At 63.3% G+C, this 20,678-nt stretch carries 23 protein-coding genes, 1 tRNA gene and 1 pseudogene; 11 read left to right on the forward strand and 14 right to left on the reverse strand.

Features of this window, described 5'->3' with window-relative positions; all coding sequences use genetic code 11:
- Window positions 1-28: 28 nt before the first annotated feature.
- Both ACFQH2_RS06690 and ACFQH2_RS06695 read right to left on the reverse strand, forming a co-directional pair.
- A complete protein-coding gene (locus ACFQH2_RS06690) occupies window positions 29-997 on the reverse strand; it encodes an aldo/keto reductase (protein ID WP_377052076.1) in 969 nt (322 codons plus the stop codon).
- Between the two features lie 105 nt (window positions 998-1,102).
- Entirely contained in the window at window positions 1,103-2,512 is a 1,410-nt protein-coding gene (locus ACFQH2_RS06695; RefSeq protein WP_377052078.1) for an RNA-guided endonuclease InsQ/TnpB family protein, read from the reverse strand.
- A 39-nt stretch (window positions 2,513-2,551) separates the two neighbouring features.
- On the opposite strand from ACFQH2_RS06695, the gene ACFQH2_RS06700 reads away from it, so the two are divergent.
- Together ACFQH2_RS06700 and ACFQH2_RS06705 are read left to right on the forward strand one after the other, a co-directional pair.
- On the forward strand, window positions 2,552-2,695 hold the full coding sequence (locus ACFQH2_RS06700) for a hypothetical protein (RefSeq protein ID WP_377052080.1): 144 nt from the start codon (window positions 2,552-2,554) through the stop codon (window positions 2,693-2,695).
- 153 nt (window positions 2,696-2,848) lie between these two features.
- Window positions 2,849-3,877 carry an LLM class flavin-dependent oxidoreductase gene (locus ACFQH2_RS06705; RefSeq protein ID WP_377052082.1) on the forward strand — a complete coding sequence of 343 codons (1,029 nt, stop codon included), beginning with the start codon at window positions 2,849-2,851 and terminating at the stop codon, window positions 3,875-3,877.
- A 9-nt stretch (window positions 3,878-3,886) separates the two neighbouring features.
- Here ACFQH2_RS06705 and ACFQH2_RS06710 read toward each other — a convergent pair whose 3' ends face one another.
- Together ACFQH2_RS06710 and ACFQH2_RS06715 are read right to left on the reverse strand one after the other, a co-directional pair.
- On the reverse strand, window positions 3,887-4,897 hold the full coding sequence (locus ACFQH2_RS06710) for an NAD-dependent epimerase/dehydratase family protein (protein ID WP_377052084.1): 1,011 nt from the start codon (window positions 4,895-4,897) through the stop codon (window positions 3,887-3,889).
- Window positions 4,898-4,964: 67 nt separating this feature from the next.
- Window positions 4,965-5,309, reverse strand: coding sequence for a thioredoxin family protein (locus tag ACFQH2_RS06715; protein ID WP_377052086.1), 345 nt, complete (start codon window positions 5,307-5,309; stop codon window positions 4,965-4,967).
- A 216-nt stretch (window positions 5,310-5,525) separates the two neighbouring features.
- Here ACFQH2_RS06715 and ACFQH2_RS06720 point away from each other — a divergent pair, with 216 nt between their 5' ends.
- The 3 genes and pseudogenes from ACFQH2_RS06720 (at window position 5,526) to ACFQH2_RS06730 (ending at window position 8,714) form a co-directional block, all read left to right on the forward strand.
- Complete coding sequence (locus ACFQH2_RS06720) at window positions 5,526-5,822, forward strand: PRC-barrel domain-containing protein (RefSeq protein WP_377052088.1); 297 nt, start codon at window positions 5,526-5,528, stop codon at window positions 5,820-5,822.
- Window positions 5,823-6,135: 313 nt separating this feature from the next.
- The gene (tbsP, locus tag ACFQH2_RS06725; RefSeq protein ID WP_377052090.1) at window positions 6,136-6,954 is read left to right on the forward strand and encodes a transcriptional regulator TbsP; all 819 of its coding nucleotides are present in this window, start codon (window positions 6,136-6,138) and stop codon (window positions 6,952-6,954) included.
- Between the two features lie 40 nt (window positions 6,955-6,994).
- Window positions 6,995-8,714 (forward strand): annotated as a pseudogene (locus ACFQH2_RS06730) (YcaO-like family protein).
- Between the two features lie 15 nt (window positions 8,715-8,729).
- Here ACFQH2_RS06730 and ACFQH2_RS06735 read toward each other — a convergent pair.
- From ACFQH2_RS06735 to ACFQH2_RS06770, 8 genes are all read right to left on the reverse strand, one after another.
- Window positions 8,730-9,371, reverse strand: coding sequence for a helix-turn-helix domain-containing protein (locus tag ACFQH2_RS06735; protein ID WP_377076577.1), 642 nt, complete (start codon window positions 9,369-9,371; stop codon window positions 8,730-8,732).
- Between the two features lie 360 nt (window positions 9,372-9,731).
- Complete coding sequence (locus ACFQH2_RS06740) at window positions 9,732-10,862, reverse strand: DUF63 family protein (protein WP_377052096.1); 1,131 nt, start codon at window positions 10,860-10,862, stop codon at window positions 9,732-9,734.
- Between the two features lie 39 nt (window positions 10,863-10,901).
- Window positions 10,902-11,687 carry an inositol monophosphatase family protein gene (locus tag ACFQH2_RS06745; RefSeq protein WP_377052098.1) on the reverse strand — a complete coding sequence of 262 codons (786 nt, stop codon included), beginning with the start codon at window positions 11,685-11,687 and terminating at the stop codon, window positions 10,902-10,904.
- Between the two features lie 47 nt (window positions 11,688-11,734).
- Entirely contained in the window at window positions 11,735-12,160 is a 426-nt protein-coding gene (locus ACFQH2_RS06750; protein ID WP_377052100.1) for a hypothetical protein, read from the reverse strand.
- A gap of 24 nt (window positions 12,161-12,184) precedes the next feature.
- A complete protein-coding gene (locus ACFQH2_RS06755; protein WP_377076578.1) occupies window positions 12,185-12,391 on the reverse strand; it encodes a hypothetical protein in 207 nt (68 codons plus the stop codon).
- A gap of 144 nt (window positions 12,392-12,535) precedes the next feature.
- A tRNA-Leu gene (locus ACFQH2_RS06760) sits at window positions 12,536-12,619 on the reverse strand.
- A gap of 55 nt (window positions 12,620-12,674) precedes the next feature.
- Window positions 12,675-13,079: a GIY-YIG nuclease family protein gene (locus ACFQH2_RS06765; RefSeq protein ID WP_377052104.1), complete on the reverse strand. Its 405-nt coding sequence runs from the start codon at window positions 13,077-13,079 to the stop codon at window positions 12,675-12,677.
- A gap of 42 nt (window positions 13,080-13,121) precedes the next feature.
- Window positions 13,122-14,777 (reverse strand): NADH-quinone oxidoreductase subunit D, encoded by a 1,656-nt coding sequence (locus tag ACFQH2_RS06770; RefSeq protein ID WP_377052106.1) that lies wholly within the window; start codon window positions 14,775-14,777, stop codon window positions 13,122-13,124.
- A 123-nt stretch (window positions 14,778-14,900) separates the two neighbouring features.
- Here ACFQH2_RS06770 and ACFQH2_RS06775 point away from each other — a divergent pair, with 123 nt between their 5' ends.
- A complete protein-coding gene (locus ACFQH2_RS06775) occupies window positions 14,901-15,560 on the forward strand; it encodes a helix-turn-helix domain-containing protein (RefSeq protein ID WP_377052108.1) in 660 nt (219 codons plus the stop codon).
- Between the two features lie 114 nt (window positions 15,561-15,674).
- On the opposite strand, the gene ACFQH2_RS06780 is transcribed toward ACFQH2_RS06775, so the two are convergent.
- Window positions 15,675-15,923 carry a DUF7508 domain-containing protein gene (locus ACFQH2_RS06780; RefSeq protein WP_377052110.1) on the reverse strand — a complete coding sequence of 83 codons (249 nt, stop codon included), beginning with the start codon at window positions 15,921-15,923 and terminating at the stop codon, window positions 15,675-15,677.
- A 1-nt stretch (window position 15,924) separates the two neighbouring features.
- A complete protein-coding gene (locus tag ACFQH2_RS06785) occupies window positions 15,925-16,362 on the reverse strand; it encodes a DUF5796 family protein (protein ID WP_377052112.1) in 438 nt (145 codons plus the stop codon).
- A 106-nt stretch (window positions 16,363-16,468) separates the two neighbouring features.
- Here ACFQH2_RS06785 and ACFQH2_RS06790 point away from each other — a divergent pair, with 106 nt between their 5' ends.
- The 5 genes from ACFQH2_RS06790 (at window position 16,469) to ACFQH2_RS06810 (ending at window position 20,589) form a co-directional block, all read left to right on the forward strand.
- A complete protein-coding gene (locus ACFQH2_RS06790) occupies window positions 16,469-17,320 on the forward strand; it encodes a shikimate kinase (RefSeq protein ID WP_377052114.1) in 852 nt (283 codons plus the stop codon).
- Window positions 17,278-17,583, forward strand: coding sequence for a chorismate mutase (locus ACFQH2_RS06795; protein ID WP_377052116.1), 306 nt, complete (start codon window positions 17,278-17,280; stop codon window positions 17,581-17,583). The genes ACFQH2_RS06790 and ACFQH2_RS06795 overlap by 43 nt, the downstream gene beginning before the upstream one ends.
- 178 nt (window positions 17,584-17,761) lie before the next feature.
- Window positions 17,762-18,082 carry a hypothetical protein gene (locus ACFQH2_RS06800; protein WP_377052118.1) on the forward strand — a complete coding sequence of 107 codons (321 nt, stop codon included), beginning with the start codon at window positions 17,762-17,764 and terminating at the stop codon, window positions 18,080-18,082.
- On the forward strand, window positions 18,083-18,622 hold the full coding sequence (locus tag ACFQH2_RS06805; protein ID WP_377052120.1) for a hypothetical protein: 540 nt from the start codon (window positions 18,083-18,085) through the stop codon (window positions 18,620-18,622).
- Window positions 18,623-19,239: 617 nt separating this feature from the next.
- Entirely contained in the window at window positions 19,240-20,589 is a 1,350-nt protein-coding gene (locus ACFQH2_RS06810; RefSeq protein ID WP_377052122.1) for an RNA-guided endonuclease InsQ/TnpB family protein, read from the forward strand.
- The last annotated feature ends 89 nt before the right edge of the window (window positions 20,590-20,678 follow it).

A 20,678-nucleotide genomic window follows, 5' to 3' on the forward strand; every position in this document is an offset into this window, starting at 1 on the left:
ACGTATCTCAGAAACGGGTCGGGAGCCGCTACTCGTGGCCGCTGATCGGGACTGGCTCGTAGGGGGCTTCCAGATACTCGATCTCGCTTCCCGAGAGGTCGATCTCGGTCGCCTCGACGGCGGCTTCGAGATGTTCGACCGAGGAGGTGCCCAGAATCGGCGTCGTTACCCACTCCTTGTGGAGTAGCCACGCCATGGCGATCTGGGCCATCGAGCGGTCCTTCTCGGCGGCCAGTTCCTGGACGCGCTCGTTGATCTTGCGGCCACCGCCCTCCGCGTACGGGCGGCCGAGCGAGGCCTCGTGTTCGCCCCGCGTCGTCGCGTCGAACTCGTCGTGCGGGCGAGTGAGGAAGCCAGCGCCGAGCGGGCTCCACGGCATCACGCCGATGCCCTCCTTCTGACAGAGCGGGAGCATCTCGCGCTCTTCCTCCCGGTACGCGAGGTTGTAGAGGTTCTGCATCGTGGCGAAGCGTTCGAGGCCGAGCCGGTCGCTCGTGTGCAGCGCCTCGGCGAACTGGTGAGCCCACATCGAGGACGCGCCGATGTGTCTGACCTGTCCGCGTCGCACCGCGTCGTCGAGCGCGCGCAGTGTCTGCTCGATAGGCGTGTCGTGGTCCCAGCGGTGGATCTGGTAGAGGTCGACGGTGTCCATTCCCAACCTGTCCAGCGAGTTCTGCAGTTCCTGTTCGATCGCTTTCCGGGAGAGGCCCTCGGAGTTGGGGTCGTTCTCCCGCATCTGGAACCGGACCTTCGTCGCGACGACCATCTCGTCGCGGTTGTACTCCGACAGCACGTCGCCGAGGATCTCCTCGCTTTTGCCCTTGCTGTAGATGTTCGCCGTGTCGAAGAAGTTGATTCCCAGTTCGATGGCGCGCTCGATCAGCGCTTCGCTCTCGTCGCGATCCAGCATCCACTCGTTGTCGTCGCCGAAGCTCATACAGCCCAGACAGAGTTCGCTCACGTCGACGCCGGTGCTGCCGAGTGTGGTATACTCCATACACGAAAAGGACGTCCAACCCTGAAAAACGTTGATGAAGGAGTGAGTGCCCAATGACATCCTCCGCGCCGTAAACGGCGCGGTTTCCTCTCCGACGTGGGAGTCTCAGCCGGTCTGAGACTCACCGGAGGCAACATTCCCGTCACGGTGGACGGTACTCGGGTCTGTGCGCTGTTCTTTGGGACTTTCATGAGAGCGTGGTAACTCCGACCAGTTGTGGTCGTCCCACTCAAACCGCACGGGCGGTGCCATCCGCCTGACTCTCTTCTCTGTGTGCCGTTGACGAGACGCTCTGCGTCTCGTTCGCCAATCAGAACGTTCCGAGTTCTGATGACGCTTCAGGAACGTTTCCGATGCTGTAAGGTCGGCGTGCCCCTCGAATCCACATGGACAGGTGAGTGTATCTTGATGCCGTGTCGTCCGGTCTGTCGAACCACACTGCGGGCACTCTTGGCTGGTCCACGCCTCTGACCGAACCTCAACCGAGATCCCATATTCCTCGGCGGTACACGCAAGTCTCTCGGTGAATTGTTTGAACGCCCAGAAGTTGTGGGTCTTGGCGTTGGTTTCGACCGACCAGTGCGTTTCGAGTACGTCGGTCAGACCACCGATATACACGGTACCGATGCCCTCGTCGTACAGTCGGTCCAGCAGGTCACGACACAATGCCTCTTGTGCGTGGTCGCGCCGACGTGTCCGTTTCCGATACAACCGCCGGATACGCTCGCTACTGTATCGGCTTTCCCGTAGCTTGGACTGCAACCGGGCGATTTCTCGTGTCGTCTCACGGAACCGCTGGAACAACTCGCGGCCTTCGTAGAGGTATTGCTGGCCGGTTGTGGTGGTACAGGCGACGAGATTGTTTGCACCAATATCCAGAGCGGCCTTCTCTGAGGCCAGTGGAGTGTCCCGTGCGTCGTCAGAAACAGTCACGGGTTGCGAAGCTCGGAAGGTGCTGTCTGTCTCGTCGTACCACAGTTCCAGCCGGCTTTGGTCATCGTAGTCAGGCCAGTTTGGGTCGCCAACAACCTCCAGCCGGAACCGACTGTTCGGGCTGTTGTGTCTGTCTCGGAGCTTTTCACCGACGACGATCTCAAGCCGGGAGCGGTTGCCCCATTCGATGGTGTATGCGTCTTTTCGGACGACGCCTTTGAGGACACGTCCGTCGTCCTCGTTGCCACGGAATCCCGGCGGTTCCGGGTGTTCCGTGACCGATGTATTCGAGTCGTCGTGGTATGCGTTCTTGTTCTCGAAGAAGCCGCGCCACGCTTCGCTGTTTGCTCGCCGGACAGTTTGGGCGGTGGACGCGCCGAGAACGTCTTTGTATTTGCCCTCAAGTTTGCCGGTGTCGGCGTCCCACACGTCGCCCTCGAAGCCGTCTTCGTCGTTGTATCGCATGAGGCGCTGGTAGTTGATCTCGTTCCAGAGAGCGGCGGAAGCGTCCAACAGGTCACGTAGCACCTGCTCATCGTCATCAGTGAGCGGTCGCACGGCGAACGTGTTGGTACGCTTCATCCAAAGTATAATTAGTCCCAAGGTCTAATAAGTCCACCGATGAGGCCAAACATCGACATTGACTGGGCAATCCACGGGCGAATCAAAGACTACGCAGAAGCGAACGAGATGAACCTCTCAGAAGCTTATACAAAAGTGTTAGAAGCCGGTCTTGAAGCGTTGGAGACTCACGACCAGCAGTAACGCGGCGGTTTCTCACCAGAACTTACGCGATTCACTCCCGCCCTGTTCGCTCCTCGGTTCCGACAGAGCGTCGGAACACCCGTCACTCACAGAAAGGGCGGAATTCTCTCGCTGAATCAAGATAGTTATCTGGCCGACTCCCCGAAGGCGGATATGGAGCTTTCCTTCGTCGATCTCTCGCCGGTTCCCGATGGCGGCACTGCGACCGACGCGTACGCGAACACCGTCACGTCGGCCCAGCAGGCCGAGGCGCTCGGCTACTCCCGGTTCTGGGTCGCCGAGCACCACGGCATGGCCGAGACGCTTGCCGGCACGACGCCGGAAGTGTTGCTCGGACGCCTCGCGGGCGCGACGGACACTATCCGGCTTGGCTCCGGTGCGGTGTTGCTCAACCACTACAGCCCGTACAAAGTCGCGGAGGTCTTCGGCACGCTGGACGGGCTTGCACCCGGTCGGATCGACGCCGGACTCGGCCGGGCGAACGGCTCGCCCGCATCGGATCGCGCGCTCGGGACAGCGCGGGGCGTCGAAAACCCCGACGAGGATCACGCCGAGAAGGTCGAGGCAGTGATCTCACACCTCTACGACGATTATCCCGAGGGCCACGAGTACAGCGACCTCTCGGTCCCGAGTTCGGGTGAGGCGCCGCCCACGCCATGGATGCTCGGATCGAGCCCCTCCAGCGCGGCGCTCGCAGGAAAACTCGGCCTGCGCTACTGCTTTGCGGCGTTCATCCGCCCGCAGTTCGCCGTCCCCGCGTTCGAGAAATATCGCGAGGCGTTTCAGTCGTCGCCGCTCCCCGGCGGGATCGATGAGCCACAGGGCATGATCGCGGTCAACGCGGTGGCCGGGGAGACGGACGAGGAGGCCGCACGACTGCGAGCGATTGCGGAGGCCTCCTACAAGCGGATGGCCCGCGGCGTCATCGGGACGACGCCCTCGATCGACGAAGCCATCGACGAACTCGGAGGCGTCCCCGAGCCAACGCCCGCGACGCTCGGTCCCGACGAGTGGCCGCGAGCTATCTCGGGGAGTCCGGAGACGATATCCGGACTGCTCGAACAGCTGGCCGACCGGGTCGGTGTCGAGGAAGTGATGATCCAGAACGTCCTCGCGGAGCACGAAACCGAGCTTCGATCCCACGAACTGCTGGCCGAGGGCGTCGGCCTCTCGCCGCGGTAACTGTCCGCGCTACTCTTCGTCGACGCGCTCCTGGAACGTCCCCATCGAGTCGCGCCAGACCCGGATGATCTCGTCGTCGTGCTCGCTGTCCCAGGGCTCGATCTTGTCGTTGTCGTCGAGCCACGCGATTGCCCGGGAGACGCCCTCTGCGAAGGGAATGGTGTACTCGAAGCCCAGATCGCGCCTGGCTTTCGTGTTGTCGAAGACGGTGGAGTAGTAGGTATGGTTCTCCAGCAGATGTCGACGCTCCGGGTCGGCCTCGCGCAACTGCTCGGTCGGGATGTGGACGAGGTCCGGTTCCGGCGCGTCGAGCGCCTCGGCGACGATCTCGTAGTACTGGTTCCACGTGATCACCTCCTCGCTCGTGACGTGATACGCCTCGCTGTAGGCGCGCTCGTTGCCGACGGCGTTGACGAACGCCCGAGCCACGTCCTCGCGGTGACAGGGCCCCCACAGGGAGGTCCCGTCGCCGTGGACGACGATCGGTTTGCCCTCCCGGATGCGGTCGAGGACGTAGGTCCCGTCGCCGAAGGTGTGCAGGACCGGGCCGTGATCGCCGTAGGTGCTCCACGGCCGGATGATCGTCGCCGCGAACGCCTCGCCGTCGGCGTCGGTGAAGACGTCCTCGGCGGCGGCCTTGTTCGCGCCGTACTCGCTAGTCGCTGGCTCGCGCGCCGCGTCCTCGGTCACCGGATTCGTCGCCAGCGGTCGGTGGTAGACGTCGACCGTCGAGCAGAAGACGTACTGCTCGACCTCGCCAGCGAACGCCTCGACGGCGCGCTCGGCCTGCTCGGCGTCAAAGCAGATCATGTCGATCACGCAGTCGACGTCGAGGTCGCGGACCTGCGCAGTGAACTCCGCGTGGTCGTCCCGGTCGCCGTGGACGAACGCCACCTCCTCGGGGACGTCCGCCTCGGTCTCACCGCGGGTGAAACAGGTCACGTCGTGGCCGGCGTCGACGAGTTGGCGCGTGATCGCGGTGCTGATCAGTCCGGTTCCGCCGATGATGAGAACGTCCATGTCCGAACGTCTCGGTCCCTCGGCAAAAGTGCCTCGCCTGGGATACCCAGCAGGATACAACGGTCCGTTAGCTTGCGTGTGATTCGATCAGTTCGACCAGTCGATCCGTCTCGACGAACCCCTCGGCGACGCGCTCGACCGGTTCACCGTCGACGAAGACGACGAGCAACGGCACGCTCCGGACGTCGTACTCCTCGACCAGCGGCGGATCGTTCCGGGGATTGATCGTCCCCACGGTTGCGGCGGTGCTCCGGTGGACGTTGCTCAGGATCGGCTCCATCGACGCGCAGATCGAACAGCCGTCGGTGTAAAACTCGACGAGTGCGAGGTCGTACTCCTCGATGAAGGCGTCGAGGTCGTCGCCGTCGTCGAGCGCGGTCGGCCGTTCGGGCATCGTCTGTGACTCGTCCATACGCTTGCAACGTCTCGTGGACCTATGGGGATTTCGACGGCCGCGCTGTCTCGAACCGGTTCCCGTTCTCTCAGTGTGGTGTTCGGATCTCTCTCAGTGAGTCGCCCCCACGTTCGGGGGTGTCGGCGTTTCGACTCCCGGCCAACCGTCCGGTTTTTTCCTCCCAACCACCGTGTCTGACGAAAAGTTAACGTGACACCCCGCTCATGAGGGGGTATGGAGAACTCCTCAGCGGAGATTACTGCGCTCGTCGGCCGTGAAGTGTACTCGAACAACGGGGTGTTCGTGGGTGAGATCGAAGACGTCCGTCTCGACCTCGATCACAAGCAGGTGACGGGACTCGCGCTGCACCAACTCAATATGGAACTGTTCTCGGGCCACGTGGACGGCTCTCAGGGCATTATGATCCCGTACCGCTGGGTCCGGTCGGTCGGCGATGTCGTCCTGATCAACAGTATCGTCGAACGACTACGCTCGGTGGACGAGGACGGATCCGGCGAACTCGTCGTCTAGGCTATCCTTCGACGGGACGAGAACCCCTCGCGGGTCAGGGGCCGGTGTACGCACTTCCCCCGGCAAGTCCGACGCCCAACTCTTTGTGTTCGGTCGCTTCGATAGTCCACATCGATCCGTCGACGCGAGCAACGGCGTTCATCGTATCGAACACCCTCGGAGGGAACCTATTTGATTGTTTCCCTGAATGGTTCCCTCAGGCAATTTTCTCTCTATATATCATGTATATTTAGAAAGTATAAATGAATGAAAGATTTGGCCCTCTTTCGGCCAATAAAATTAAGTGTCTAACCCACTTCACCTGTACATAGACATGACTTCAAATTTACTCGATAAACAGCTTGATGATCTACTCCGTGAGCTGATCGACGATGCTGACGAGGAGCTGCTCGTCGTCAACCCGGCTCCCGGAACAATCGAGACGTTCGTCGACGTCGCGATCAAGTTCGAGGGGGACCTGCCGTCGATCCAGATGCTCGCCGAGGAACGAACGCTCAAGGACGTGATGGACGACTTCATCGTCGCGAGCAACACTGCGGATCTCGTCGACCTGGACGTACTCTCGCTCCGAACGGTCGAGAGCCCGCCGCGGAACTCCCTGCTCGTCACCGACGAGTCCGTCGTCGCGCTGATCGACGCCGGCAGTCAGGTCGCCGGACTCGTCTCCGAGGACGAGGAGTTCGTCGATCAGGCCGTCGAGACGTATCGCGACCGCTGGGACGCGGCCGACGAGTTCAATCTCCGTACGCCACCGATCACACGGGTACGCAACACCCTCGAAGACGAGATCGGTCCGGACGCCGAAGCGGACTTCTCGAACATTCTGGACTCCCTCGAGACGGCCCGCGGCGACGGTGACGGTCTCGACGAAGTGACGATCAGCCTGCTCGTCGCGGCCAAAAACGAGGCACTGCTGTACGACATCAGCAAGTGGGGCGAGGATGTCGGTATCGCCTCGAAAGCGACGTTCTCCCGGACGAAGACCAAACTCGAAGATATGGGCCTGATCGATACCGAGAAGGTCCCCATCGACGTCGGTCGCCCGCGCCTGCGCCTGAAGTTCGGAGACGACCGACTCCGCGACGCGGACAACGATCAACTCGCGACGACGGCGCAGTCGATTCTGAACTAGATCCCTACTCTTTTTCGACTTCCCGCCCGACGCTTTCCTCATGGACGTTACACTCGTCGGCGAGGGACCCGCAATCGACGCCGTGAGACAGACGCTGGCGGACACATCAGTCTCGACGCGGACTGGGGATACAGACGCAATCGATGACGCCGAGTTCGCTGTCGTCAGCGACCTCGCCGGCGCGGAGACGTTCGAGCGTGCAAACGACGCCGCTCTCGCCGGGGAGACCCCTGGATCGCAATCGAAATCGGCGGGATCGGTGGACGAGCGCTCGACGCCGTCGACGCCGCCGTGTCCGGTTTCGCCCCCCGACGGGCTGTTATGACTGTCTTCGCACGCGCGCCGAGGCGGACCGAGAGCCGGAGCCATCGGCCGAGGAACCGTCGGCCGGGCGCAGCGCGGTTCGGCTCGCCGGCTCAGTCGCGGGCCACGAACTCGTCCAGGTACTCTCCGGGGAGACGTCCTCGGTGCTGGGCGGCGTGATCGAAATCCCCCATCGCCGCCGTCAGTTCCTGCCGGTTCCCGACTGTGCGTGTGGCTCCCCGCCCGACCGCGAGTTCGACCTCGCGTACGAGCCCTCGCCGGTCGAGGAGGCGCTCGAACGGGCCGAGATGGCACTCGACGAGCGCGTTGGAGTCGTCGACTCGGTCGGCGAAGTCGAGTCCTTCCCCGCGCCGTACTACCTCGCGAACGTCCGGGCAACGGAGGGCTTCAGCGACGCCGACGCCCCCGCCCAGGCCGCGGGCGTCGATCCGGACTGGAACGCCGCGTTCATGAAGGCGCTGGGCGAGGCCCTGGAGCGCTACGGCGCGGCTATCTACCGCGAGGAGACGTTCCCGACGGGCACAGCCGACACGGTAGACAACGCCGTCTCGCCCGCGGCGTTCGTCGTCCCCGGAGACTCCGAGCCACCGACTGACGAACCGATCCCGTGGCTTCCCGGACTGGATCTCGATACGCACGAGACGGTGCATCTGCCAGCCGAGAAGGGACCGTTTCCGCCGCCATCACGCGAGTTCGGCCCGGCGATCACGACCGGCCTCGGCCTGGGTTCGTCCACTGTCGGCGCGTTACTCTCGGGGCTGTACGAGGTGATCGAACGCGACGCGACGATGCTGGCCTGGTACTCGACTTTCGAACCGCTGGCGCTCGCCGTCGACGACGAGGCGTTCCAGTCGCTCGCCCGACGCGCCCGGAGCCAGGGGCTCACGGTGACGCCGCTGCTCGTGACACAGGACGTCGACGTCCCCGTTGTGGCCGTGGCCGTCCACCGCGACGGCGAGTGGCCCCGCTTTGCGGTCGGATCGGCTGCCGACCTCGACCCGGTCGCGGCGGCGCGGGACGCGCTGGCCGAGTCGCTCCAGAATTGGATGGAACTGCGCTCGATCGGCGAAGACGCCGCCGAGGACGAGAGCGGTGCGATCGGCGAGTACGCCTCGTTCCCCGAAGAAGCGGCCGCCTTCGTCGACGCCGGCGATCCGATCCCGGTCGACTCTGTCGGCCCGGACGACGTGCCCGAGGGCGAGGCCGAACTCGAAATGCTCACCGAGCGCGTCGCCGACGCCGGGCTTTCGTCGTACGGTATCAGGCTGACGCCGCGCGATCTGGAGACGATCGACTTCGAGGTCGTCCGGGCGGTCGTCCCGTCGGCCCAGCCGTTGTTCACTGGCGATCCGTTCTTCAGCGACCGGGCCCGGTCGGTGCCCGACAACCTCGGGTTCGAGCCACGGCTGGATCGGCGCTATCATCCGTATCCCTGAGGACGCCCGACGGCGCTACTCGCTTTTGAGCGTCGCCCCGACCAGCCGTCGATAGCCCCGTCTGAGCCGCGAGGAAAGCGATTGCTGTGTGATATCTAGCTCCGCGGCGATCTCGTCGAGCGACGCCTCCCGCGGCGAGTCGAAATAGCCGTGATCGTAGGCCAGCACCAGGGCTTCTCGCTGTGCGTCCGTCAGTTCGTAGCCACCGCTCTGGATCGGCAACAGCGCGTGGACCGCCCCGACCTCGATGGGAATCGCCTGGTCCTGACAGTAGGTATGAAACTCGCGGATTCGTGGCCGGTCCTCACAGCGCACCTTGAACTGCCAGCCCTCGCACGTTCCACGCGCCGAGAGGACGACGATATCGAACTTTGCCAGCGCGTTCAGGACGCCGACGTACTCCGGCACCCACTCCGCTCGCAACAGGTACTCCTCGTCGACGCTGTCGACCAGTTTGATCTCGTCCACGCCGCTGTGGTCGCCGAACGCGGCTTCGATATCCGGGATCGCTCCGCCCCGGACCCAGAAGTACGGGACGATCCTGGCGTCGTGCGGGACGATCCGTTCGAGTTCGACGACCACCCCTGAAATAGTCTCGAAGATGCTCCCTGGCGGGAACTCCTCGGCGGGGATATTGAACTCCATGACCGTAGCCATATCGGGGTTCTCTCGGGGAGATTCAATAACCTTGGTATACCAAGGTGCCCCCACGCCGCCGTTCGATACTCGGGCCGATCCTGTCGACTGCGGGGCCAGCATCAGGCAAACTGCCCCCTTGCTCATCAGGACTGCACCGTTGCTCAGGCAGACAGCATCGTCGGTCGGCGTCACCTGAAAGGGATGGCTACGGCTGACCGCGAACGAGTCCCGCCGTTAACGGCGATGACCAGACCGTCGGGTCTCGTACGCACGTCGGACCGATTGATGTTCTGAGAAGGGCCGGCAACATAACGCGCTGGTACCCAACAAGTGCCGTCTACGTCACGGTTCGATCCGAAACCCCGCTACGGGCACAGTTCAGATCCCCAGCGTCGCCCGGAGCATGTCGCGCGTCCCGGGACCGAGACCGACCGCGAGAACCGTGACCAGGAGCAACATCGAGTAGGTCGGACTCTCCTCGAAGATGCGCTCGTCGAAGATCCAGACGACGAACACGGCCGCCGCGAGTTTGAGGAGGACGAAGGGCCAGGCAGTCCCGATGGCGTCAGTGAGCCACGCTGGCTGGATCGCGCCAGTGTTGTTGTAGATGAAGCCGTTGACGACGTGTTTCGGGCCGTAGTTCGGCAGGCCGAACACGTAGCCCCAGTCGAGGCTCAGGACGTTCGCGATGCCGTCGACGTTGTGGCCCCAGATGATCAGCGCGCCCATGAGGCCGGTGCCGTAGTTGACGACCGGCGCGAACCGCTCGGTCGCCCACCAGACGATGGCGGTGAGCACCGTCGCGCTGCCGAGGATGACGACGGGCACCCCGGCGTTGAAGCTGATCAGTTCGGAGACCTGACTCACCCAGACGAGGTAGGCGAGCGTGATCGAGAGCAAGAACGCGCCGGTGACGGCCAGCGGCGGCTGGAACCGTTCGACGATACCCTCCCGTTCGAGCGCTATGCTCCCCAGCAAGGCCGCGAGCGTCAGGAAGAAGACGGTGAAGTAGATGAAGGGGCTGATGAGGACAGCGCTCCAGGGGAACGGAACCGTCGTCGCGGCTTCGGGGCCGAGTGTCACGCCGACGTCCTCGACGGTCCGGAGCGCCCCGCCGAACAGGACGAACGGGAACAGCGCGAAGAAGAAATCGGGATCGTAGCCGAGGTCCAGTCGGCGCAACAGCAGGACGACGCCGACGAGCATGAACACGAGGATGACGGCGTAGCTGACCGTCGAGACAGTGGTGTAGCCCGGCTCAGCGACGTAGCCCGCCGCCTGGGCACACTCGGTGCTGCTCGACAGGAGCGCCGTCTCTCCGCCCTCTCTGACGGCACACGTCGCTCCCTGGCCGTCGGCCGCGACGGGCCCCCAGAAGTAGCGCCAGAGAAAGCCATCGTAGACCTGCCGCGGAAACGCTAGCGACCCGACGACGAGCACGCCGATGAGTCCTACCAGCGCCGCAAGCCACGCGCGAAACGGGTCGACTCGCTCGTACAGCTCTTCCATACCCCATCCAGCGTCCGGACGCACTTTCAGGGTTCCGGTCTACCCCACCAGATCGAGTAGCGCGTCGTGGAGGTGACCGTTCGAGGCGACGAGTCCCTCCGCACCGACCTCCCAGCGGTCGCCGTGGACGTCCGTCACGACCCCGCCAGCGTTACGGATCAACTGGACGCCAACGACCGAATCCCACGGGTTCGGCGTGATCGGTGACGCCGCGGCGTCGACCGTCCCGCTGGCGACCATCGCGAGCGTCGCCTGTGCCGATCCGAACCGCCGGATATCGCCGAACGCTCGCCCGATGTCTCCGAGCGTCTCGATGTGCGCGTCACCGTCCATGAACCCCCACCAGAGCGTCGTGGCGACCTGTGCGGCCGCCGGGTCCGTCCGAGCGCTCACCGATATCGGCTCCCCGTTCAGCCGCGCCGTCGCATCGTCCGCGACGTAGGCATCCCCGAGCGCCGGCAGCACCGTCGTCCCGGCGACCGCCTCCTGATCGCTCACCGCCGCGACGCTGGTGCCCCAGATCGGGTTTCCGCGGACGTAGTTCGCCGTCCCGTCGATCGGATCGACGATCCACGCCGGCCCCGTCGCCGGCACCTCCTTCAGCGCGTCTTCCTCCTCGCCGACGATCGGATCGTCCGGATACCGCTCCCGGATCGTCTCGAAGACCGCTCGCTGGGCCTCCCGGTCCGCCTCCGTGACGAGATCCGCCGCGTTCGATTTCGTCTCGACGGCCAGTTCACCCTGGAACATGGCGAGCGCCCGGTCGGCCCCGGCACTTGCGGCGCGCTCTGCGACCTCCGCTCGTGCGGTCTCCTCGTTTCCCATACCCCTGCTACCCGCAGCGGTGCCGTCACTTTGTCGGTCCCGACCGGTTAGCCGAGTCGCTTGACGGTCACCCGATGACTGCCTCCGTCCCACTGCAGGGTCGTCTCCTCGACGATCCGCTCGCCGATGCGGGCGCGCCACTCCTCGACCACCTGCTGGTGATACTCCCGATGTCGGTCCGGCGCGTACTCCCGGTCCGGATCGGATCGCAGGTCGTCTTCGGTCTCTGCCGGTTCCGGATAGGCGGGCACGTCGTCGACGAGGTCGGTCGGGTCGACGTGGATCGGCGCTGGCTCGCCGTACTGATCGTCGCCAGCCCGGTGGATCCGCGCCCGCATCCGGCCCGCAAACGGCGGCGTCACGCGCAGTACGACATCGTCCTTGCTCCGCAGGCTTCGCTCGATTGCGGTCACGACGTCGCCAGCGGTGACTGCGATCGATCTGATCGCGCTGGGATCCGTCTGCTCGTCCATTATCACCGTCTTGGCCTGCGTACACTAAGACCTGACTTCCGGCTGTTGGAACAGCCAGATCGCAAGCGGGAACGTTCCGGCGACCAGCCCGTAGATGAGACCTATCAGCGGTTCGACGCCGAGTTGCGGGTGGAGCGCGTAGCCGAGTGACGCGCCGGTGAGATCACAGACCGTCGCGACGATAATTAGCTGTACCTCGAAGGGCTTCGAATCGAGCCATCCCGGGGACATCTGTGTCTGCACGATTCTTCCACTCCATATTCAGTGTGCCCATCTCGGTACTGACGGCTCTCGCCGGTGACGTCGGTGAGAAGTTTGCGAGGGCAAGACGCTCCGTCTTGCCGCACTGTTTGCGAGGGCCCGTGTGGGCTACAGTGCGAGGGAAGGGATTTGAACCCTTGGACCCCTACGGGAGCGGATCTTGAGTCCGCCGCCGTTTCCAGGCTTGGCTACCCTCGCACGCAATTCCGTGTAGCCAGTCGGCTGGGTTTAAGGCATCGGTTTCACTCGACGGTCAACGGTCGTAGGCCGCCCGGATCGCCGCCCGGAGCGCCTCGCCGTCGGCGTCGTACGCGAGATGGGCGGGGCAGTCACAGTCGGAGGAGCCAAAGCCGGGCACCGGCGAGTCGGGGAGCGCGGCGGCGACTGCACACTCGACGTCCTCGTCGGGGTGGCGTTCGACGTCGGCGACGCTCGCGGCGGGATGGCCGAGCAGGTAGTCGATGTGCCAGTGTCTGACCTCGTGTTCGCCCGCGGCGATCCGGCGATGGCGGTCGATCCGGGAGAAGCCGCCCGCGCCAAACGCGCTGCCGGTGTAGGCGTACCAGCCTGCAGCGAGGTCGTGGGTGCCGAGCGCGCCGATCTCGATTGCGGCCGGACTGGCGAGGTGAATCAACAGGGTGTAAGTGCCGCCGGTCATTGTCCGGCCGTTTTAGGTGCCGGACCTTCGGGCTGTCGACTTCTAGCGATCGACCTCGCCCATGATCGTGTCGAGGCTGCCGAGCGAGGCGATCAGATCGGCGACGTAGCCGCCGGTTCCGAACTCCGGTAGCGACTGGAGGTTCGAGAAGGATGGGCCGCGGATCTTGAACCGTGCGGGCGTGTCCGTGCCGTCGGCGCGGATGTAGATGCCGAGTTCGCCCTTGGCGGCTTCGACGGCGCGGTAGATCTCGGTGTCCGGATCGGGTTTGAGCGTGCGCGGGACGTTGCTCTGGACCTGGCGGTCCTCCTCGGGCCAGTCCTCGAGCAGGTCGATACACTGGTCGACGATCCGCGCGGACTGCTCGACTTCTCGCATCCGGACGAGCAGGCGCGAGAAGTTGTCACAGCCGTCCTCGGTGACGACGTCCCAGTCGAGTTCGTCGTAGTAGCCGTACGGGTCGTCCCGTCGGAGGTCGTAGTCGATGCCGGAGCCACGGGCGACCGGCCCGGTACAGCCGTACTGCTTTGCGACTTCCGGATCGAGATGGCCGGTATCGACCGTTCGGACCTGCAGCACCTCGTTTTCGGTCAGTAGGTTGTGGTAGTCCGCGACGGATTCGGGGAGGCCGTCGAGGAAATCTCTGGTCTTCTCGAAGAACTCCTCGCGGGGTTCGGGGAGGTCCCACGCGACCCCGCCCAGTCGGAAGTAGTTGAACATCAGTCGCTGGCCGGTCAGGTCTTCGAGCAGGTTCTGCACTCGCTCGCGGTCCTGAATCGCGTACATGAACGTCGCCGTGAAGTCGCCGACGACGTCGAGAGCGAACGCGCCGAGTGCGAGGAAATGCGAGAGCATCCGGCTGAGTTCGGCCGACATGGTGCGGATCACCTGCGCGTACTCCGGGACGTCGAGGTCGGCGAGGTCCTCGGCGGTGCGTGCGTACGCCCATTCGTTGAGCAGGCCTGCGCCGCCCCAGTCCCAGCGGTCGGGATACGGCATGATCTGGTGGCGATAGGTCCCCTGCGAGCACATCTGCTCCTCGCAGCGATGGATGTAGCCGATATCGGGTTCGACGTCGACGACCATCTCGCCGTCGAGGACCGTCTTCAGGTGCATCACGCCGTGGGTCGCAGGATGGTGCGGGCCGATGTTGATCAGCATCGTGTCCGTCCCCTCCTCGGTGACGCGTTTGTCCGCTTCGAGGGGGTTGGCGTGCTCGCGGAACGGGACGATCTGTGGGCGGTCCTGATTGTAGGCCTCTCGATGCGGGTGGCCCTGCCACGTCTCGGGGAGCAGGATTCGTTCGAGGTTCGGATGCTCGTCATACTCGATGCCGACGAGGTCGTAGGCCTCGCGTTCGTGCCAGTCGGCGGTCTCGTAGACCGGCGCGGCGCTCTGGCTTCGCGGGTCGTCGGTCGTCGTCGGCACGACCACGCTTACCTCCTGGGCCGGGTCGTCGTACTGCCGGAGGTGGTAGATCGTCTCGAAGCGGTCCTCGTACTCCTGGGCCGTGACGCAGGCGAGATGGTCGAATCCGGCCTCCTCGCGGAGTGTCTGGAGGACTTGCTGTACCTCGTCCGGACGGATCACGACGCCCGGCGCGTTGCTGTGATCCTCTCTGTCGAGAACGTACTCGTCGATGAGTGACTCGAACTGTCGGCTGCGCTCGATCGGTTGCGTATCCTGTTGCGATGTCATAGGCGGGGATTTGAGGGCGTTCCGCGTCTGTTCGCTGTACAGTTGGTGTTCGAAGGCCCACATGTTGTGTTTACTGCCTCACTGATGGGGTTGTTTTATACAGTGTCTCTCTGTATAGCCGGTGTGAGGTTCGTCCGTATCAGTCTCGAACTTCCGGAGTCGTTTCGGCACCCCATGCACCAGTACGTGGTGAGGGAATCGGCGTATCAGGGGTCGAAACTGCTGCACTGGCAGGCCCCGTCGGGTGGGAGTCTGGAGATGATCTTCCGTGTCACTGGGCCCCAGGAGCCGTATGTCGACGCTATCAAAGAGGTCGACATCGTCGAGGAGTATCACGTCTCTTCGGTCGGCGAGTCGTTCTACCTCTACGTCCGCGAATCGCTCTCCCCGGGAGGGGCCTCGATCGTCAGGGCGTTCGATCGGGCCGGGATCGTCATCGCACCGCCGATCGAGTACCGCGAGGACGGGAGCATGCGCCTGTCGCTGATCGGGGAGTCGGCCGAGGTGCAGGCCGCTGTCGAAGACGTCCCCTCGGAGCTAACGGTGGACGTACTCGAAGTAAGTCGGTACGACGCGCAACCGTTCGAGACCAGCACTCGACTGACGGCCCGCCAGCGCGAGGCCGTTCGAGCGGCGGTCGAGTGTGGCTACTACCAGTCGCCGCGGGAGGGAGAGCTGTCGGCGGTTGCCGACGTGCTGGGCTGTTCGCCCGGGACCGCAGCCGAGCATCTCAGAAAAGCGGAGGCCGTCGTCATGGAACAGGTCGTGGATCCGATGGCGTGAGTTACCCGCCGGGTGCTCCTGGTGCTCGGCGGAGTGAGTTATCCGTCGAGGCGCTCCCGGTGCTCGGCGGAGTGAGTTATCCGTCGAGGCGCTCGCGGTGCTCCGCGGAGTGAGTTATCCGTCGAGGCGCTCGCGGTGCTCCGCGGCAAGCGACTCGGCCTGCTCTTTCGTCTGGGTTTCTTTCCACCGCACAGCATCCGCGTCCCGGTAGCCTACGGCGCTTTTGAGTTCGTCCTTGAGCATCCCCGTCTCGACGGCTAGCACGTCGCTATCGGCGGTGCCGTACTCGATGAGGCCGTAGCGGTTCGGCGCGGCCCGAGCGGCCTCGCGGTCGAGGTCGCGCCACTGCGTTCGGAGCGGCATCTTACTCCTCGTCGCTCTCATCGACGATCTCGTAGGCCCGTTCGCCCATCTCGTCCTCCGCAAAGACGAACACGCGTCCGCGGGCCACGGCCGGGTCGGCTTCGACGATGACCGAGTGGCCCTCTGCGGTGGCGTGTACGCCGGGGAACAGTTGTTTCTCCTCGCCTGGCTCGACGTAGACTCGGCCCACACCCGTCGTTTCGAGGATCGAGTCGTGGGTATCCAGATCGTTGACGTACATCATTACGCCCTCTGTCTCGGTCGGGTCGGTGACCAGCACCTGGACGAGTTTTCCGGGGGCGGTCCGCACCGTCTCGTCGGCCTTCTTCGGCGGTCCGTGATAGAACACTTCGCGGCCGTCGAGATACTCGACGGTGATTCCCTCCTCCTCGAGAGAGATTCCGAGCGTCGATGGTGCGACGTGGTTGCGTGCGCTCATACGTGCAGGTTGGACCGACGAGGGGAAAAGCGCCGCGTTCGCCTGTCGCGGAGCGACGCCCGGCGGAAGAGCAAGAGGTAAGTACACTTTGTGACTCTATCACAGCATGAACGGGACGGCGGAAGCGCCTGCTGCGGGAACCATACTGAACGCGCTCGCAAGCGGCAAGGGATCGGCGTTCGCCATCGACGAGTACACCACAGCCACGGTCTCGCTGACCGATAGCGAGGGCGTCGACGGCGAGATAGACGGCGCACCGGAGGCCGACACGCGCCTGATCGAGCGCTGTGTCGAGTTGACGACCGAGCACTACGGTGCTGGCGAGGGCGGAACGGTCACGACGGAAAGCGAGGTGCCGATGGCGTCGGGGCTCAAGAGTTCCAGCGCGGCGGCGAACGCAACCGTTCTCGCCACGCTTGACGCCCTGGACGTGGCCAGTGAGGTCGATCGCGAGACAGCGTGTCTGCTCGGCGTCGAGGCCGCTCGCGACGTCGGCGTCACGATCACCGGAGCGTTCGATGACGCCTCGGCGTCGATGCTCGGCGGCGTCACGGTCACCGACAACACGGAAGACGAACTGCTCGCCCACGAGACCGTCGACTGGGACGTGCTCGTCTACACCCCGCCCGAGCAGGCGTTCAGTGCGGACGCCGACGTCGAGCAGTGTCATCGGATCGCGCCGGTCGCCGAACTGGTCGCCGAACTCGCGGTCGACGGCCGCTACGGGCTGGCGATGACGGTCAACGGCTTCGCCTTCAGCGCCGCACTGGAGTTCCCGACCGCACCCGCTATCGAGGCACTGCCCGACGCCTACGGCGTCTCGCTGTCGGGGACCGGCCCAAGCGTCGTCGCGGTCGGCGACCGAAAGGCACTCGAAGGGGTACGAGAGAGTTGGAATAACCGACGTGGGACCACATGGCTGACAACGACACAATCCAAGGGCGCGCGGACGAGATGAGCCTCGACGAACTCCGCGAGGAGATCGAAGACATCGATCAGGAGATCGTCGAGTTGATCGCACGGCGAACCTACGTCGCCGACACTATTGCCGGCGTCAAAGAGCAACAGGGCCTCCCGACGACCGACGAGTCACAGGAAGAGGCGGTGATGGACCGGGCGAGCGATAACGCCGACCAGTTCGACGTCGACCGGAATCTCGTGAAAGCGATCTTCCGACTGCTGATCGAGTTGAACAAGGCGGAACAGCGGGAGAGCCGATAGCTCGAAATTCGACAATATAAGCCGTATGGAGTCCGTTCACTCTTCGGAATGTTCTTGTGGTAGCTGCTCTTTCGATTCAGGCTCGGTGAAAAACACCGTGTCAGGGTTCGGTGGCTCCGAAGGATGTGGTAGTGACGAGAGCGCAAGCGTTTTGCTCCTGTACTCACAATGTACACATATGGGCTCCGAGTCCAAGAAGAAGCGCGTCCAGTTCCGTGCACCGAGGGGACTGGTAAACCGGGCCGACGCGCTCGCTGCGGTGTTCGAGACGGATCGGACGGACATCCTCATCTCCGCGCTTCGGGACTACTTGCGGGACGCCGCGCACTCCGACGAAATGAAACAGGAAATCGCGGAGGCCTTCTACGACGACGACATCACGTTCGAGGAACTGAAAGACCTCGTCGGGCACGAGGAGGCCGCCAACTTCCGACTGCTGAAAGAGCAACTGACCGACGAATTCGTGGACGAGGTCGCAGAGGAGCTGGCCGACTCGTAGATGGTTCTGATAGTCGCCGACACGTCGGCTCTCGTAAGCCTGGGGACGGTGGCGGGCACCTCACCGAATCCGCTCGACCTTCTCCTCGATTCGCACACCGTGGTCGTCCCAGAGCAGGTCGTCGACGAACTCACCGAGACGGCGTCCTACGACGACGCATCCGGTGAGGCGGCACAGGCGGTTCTCGACCGTCGCTCTGCGTTGGAGACTCGTTCCATCGAACTGGACGAGACGTTCCCGCTGGACGACGGTGAGAACGCGGCAGTCACGCTGGCGAACGATATCGACGCTGTGCAACTGCTCTGTGACGAGTTCAATCGACTTGCGCTCGTCCACGCCTCGCTGGCCGAGACCCGCATCGTCACGACGCCCATCCTCCTCACCGCACTGGTTCGCAACGACGCGATCTCGCCGGACGCTGCCGACGAGTTTTTGGCCGAGATGAGTGACGCTCGCAGTTGGTCGTCAAACTCTTACGTCGAGCGGGCGCAGTCCACGCTTCGACAGCAACGCGATAACGAGCAACCCGATCCGAAGTGATCGACTCGTTTGATACGCGCTAGCCGATCGGAACGACTCTCCGTAGAGCAAGGGCACTTCATTTCAATAGTCCACCGATAAACGCCCTTTGTATCCTGAATTCTGTCGTATTGGACGTGTGGTTGGACACTATCTTGATACAGCGAGAGAATCCCGCCGTTCACGGCGGGCGTGAATCGCGTACGCTCTGGTAAGAAACCGCTGCGTTACTGCTGGTCTTGAGTCTCCAACGCTTCAAGACCCGCTTCCAACACTTCTGCATACGCTTCTGAAAGTTCCAAGTCGTTTGCTTCGGCGTAATCTTTCAGACGACCGTGTAATCCGTAGGAAAGGTCAATTGCTGGCCTCATGTGACTTTCCCGTACTTCTCATAGCAGTTTTCGGCATGGTGCGGATTCTCCTCTTTGCACTCGGGACAGACGAACAGGTAGCTGTCCGGTTCTTTCCCATGCTTTTCTTCAAACCGTTCCCCTGCGGCCTGTCGATCCTCGAAACAACCAATCAAATCAACGGTAGTCCAATCGTCGGTCTCTCCACAAATGTAACACGTAAGCGGTGTGTCAACGGTCATGTCTTACAAGACTTATTTGACGTGGAGACGTGAAAAGAATTGTGGCATGAAGCGTACCAACACGTTCGTCGTGCGACCGCTCACCGACGACGATGAGCAGGTGCTACGCGGCCTGTTAGACGCTTCCGCCGCTCTCTGGAACGAGATTAACTACGAGCGTCTCATGCGCTACAACGACGAAGACGGCTTCGACGGTGACGTATGGGACGCCGATACAGGGCGTCTCGAAGGCAAATACAAAGCCGTTCTCGGCGCGTCCACCGCTCAAACTGTCCGGCGAGCAAACAGCGAAGCGTGGCGATCGTTCTTCGAGAACAAGAAAGCGTATCACGACGAGTCCAATACGTCAGTCACGGAACACCCGGAACCGCCGGGCTTCCGTGGTAACGAGGACGATGGTCGTGTTCTCAAAGGCGTCGTCCGAAAAGACGCATACAGCGTCGAATGTGGCGACCGCTCCCGGCTCGAGATGGTCGTCGGAAAAGAACTCCGAGACAAGCACAACAGCCCGAAAAGCCGTCTCCGTCTGGAAATCGTTGGCGACCCGAATTGGCCCGACTACGAAGACCAAGGCCGACTAGAGCTGTGGTACGACGAGACTGATTGCACCTTCCGAGCTTCGCAACCTGTGACTGTTTCTGACGATGCACGGGACACTCCACTGGCCGACGAGAAGGCCGCTCTGGACATTGGTGCGAACAATCTCGTCGCCTGTACCACCACGACCGGCGCGCAATACCTGTACAAAGGCCGCGAGTTGTTCCAACGATTCCGTGAGACGGCACGCGAGATCGCTCGGTTGCAGTCAAAACTCGAAGAAGGCAGGTACAGTAGCGAGCGTATCCGGCGGCTGTACCGGAAACGGACTCGTCGCCGCGACCACGCACAAGAGGTACTGTGTCGTGACCTGCTGGAACGGCTGTACGCCGAAGGTGTGGATACGGTGTATATCGGTGGCTTGACCGACGTGCTGGAAACACACTGGTCGGTCGAGACGAACGCCAAGACCCACAACTTCTGGGCGTTCAAGCAGTTCACCGAGCGACTGGCCTGTACCGCCGAGGAATACGGCATCTCGGTCGAGGTCCGATCAGAGGCGTGGACCAGTCAAGAGTGCCCGCAGTGTGGCGGCACAGACCGAACGACACGGCATCAGGACACACTCACCTGTCCGTTCGGATTTGAAGGACACGCCGACCTTACAGCCTCAGAAACGTTCCTGAGACGGTACACAGAGAAAGCAGTCAGGCCGATGGCACGGCCCGTGCGGTTCGAGTGGGACAGCCACGAATGGCTGGAGTCACCACGCTCTCACCGTCCCAAAGAACAGCGCACAGACCCGAGTACCGTCCACCGTGACGGGAATGTTGCCTCCGGGGACTCTCAGACAGTCTGAGACTCCCACGGAGGAAACCCCGTCGTTCACGACGGGGAGGATGTCATTCCAGAGAATCCATTATGGATTTCACCGACTTGAACAAGGCC

The organism is Natronoarchaeum sp. GCM10025703 (genome assembly GCF_042661985.1).
GTDB lineage: Archaea > Halobacteriota > Halobacteria > Halobacteriales > Natronoarchaeaceae > Natranaeroarchaeum.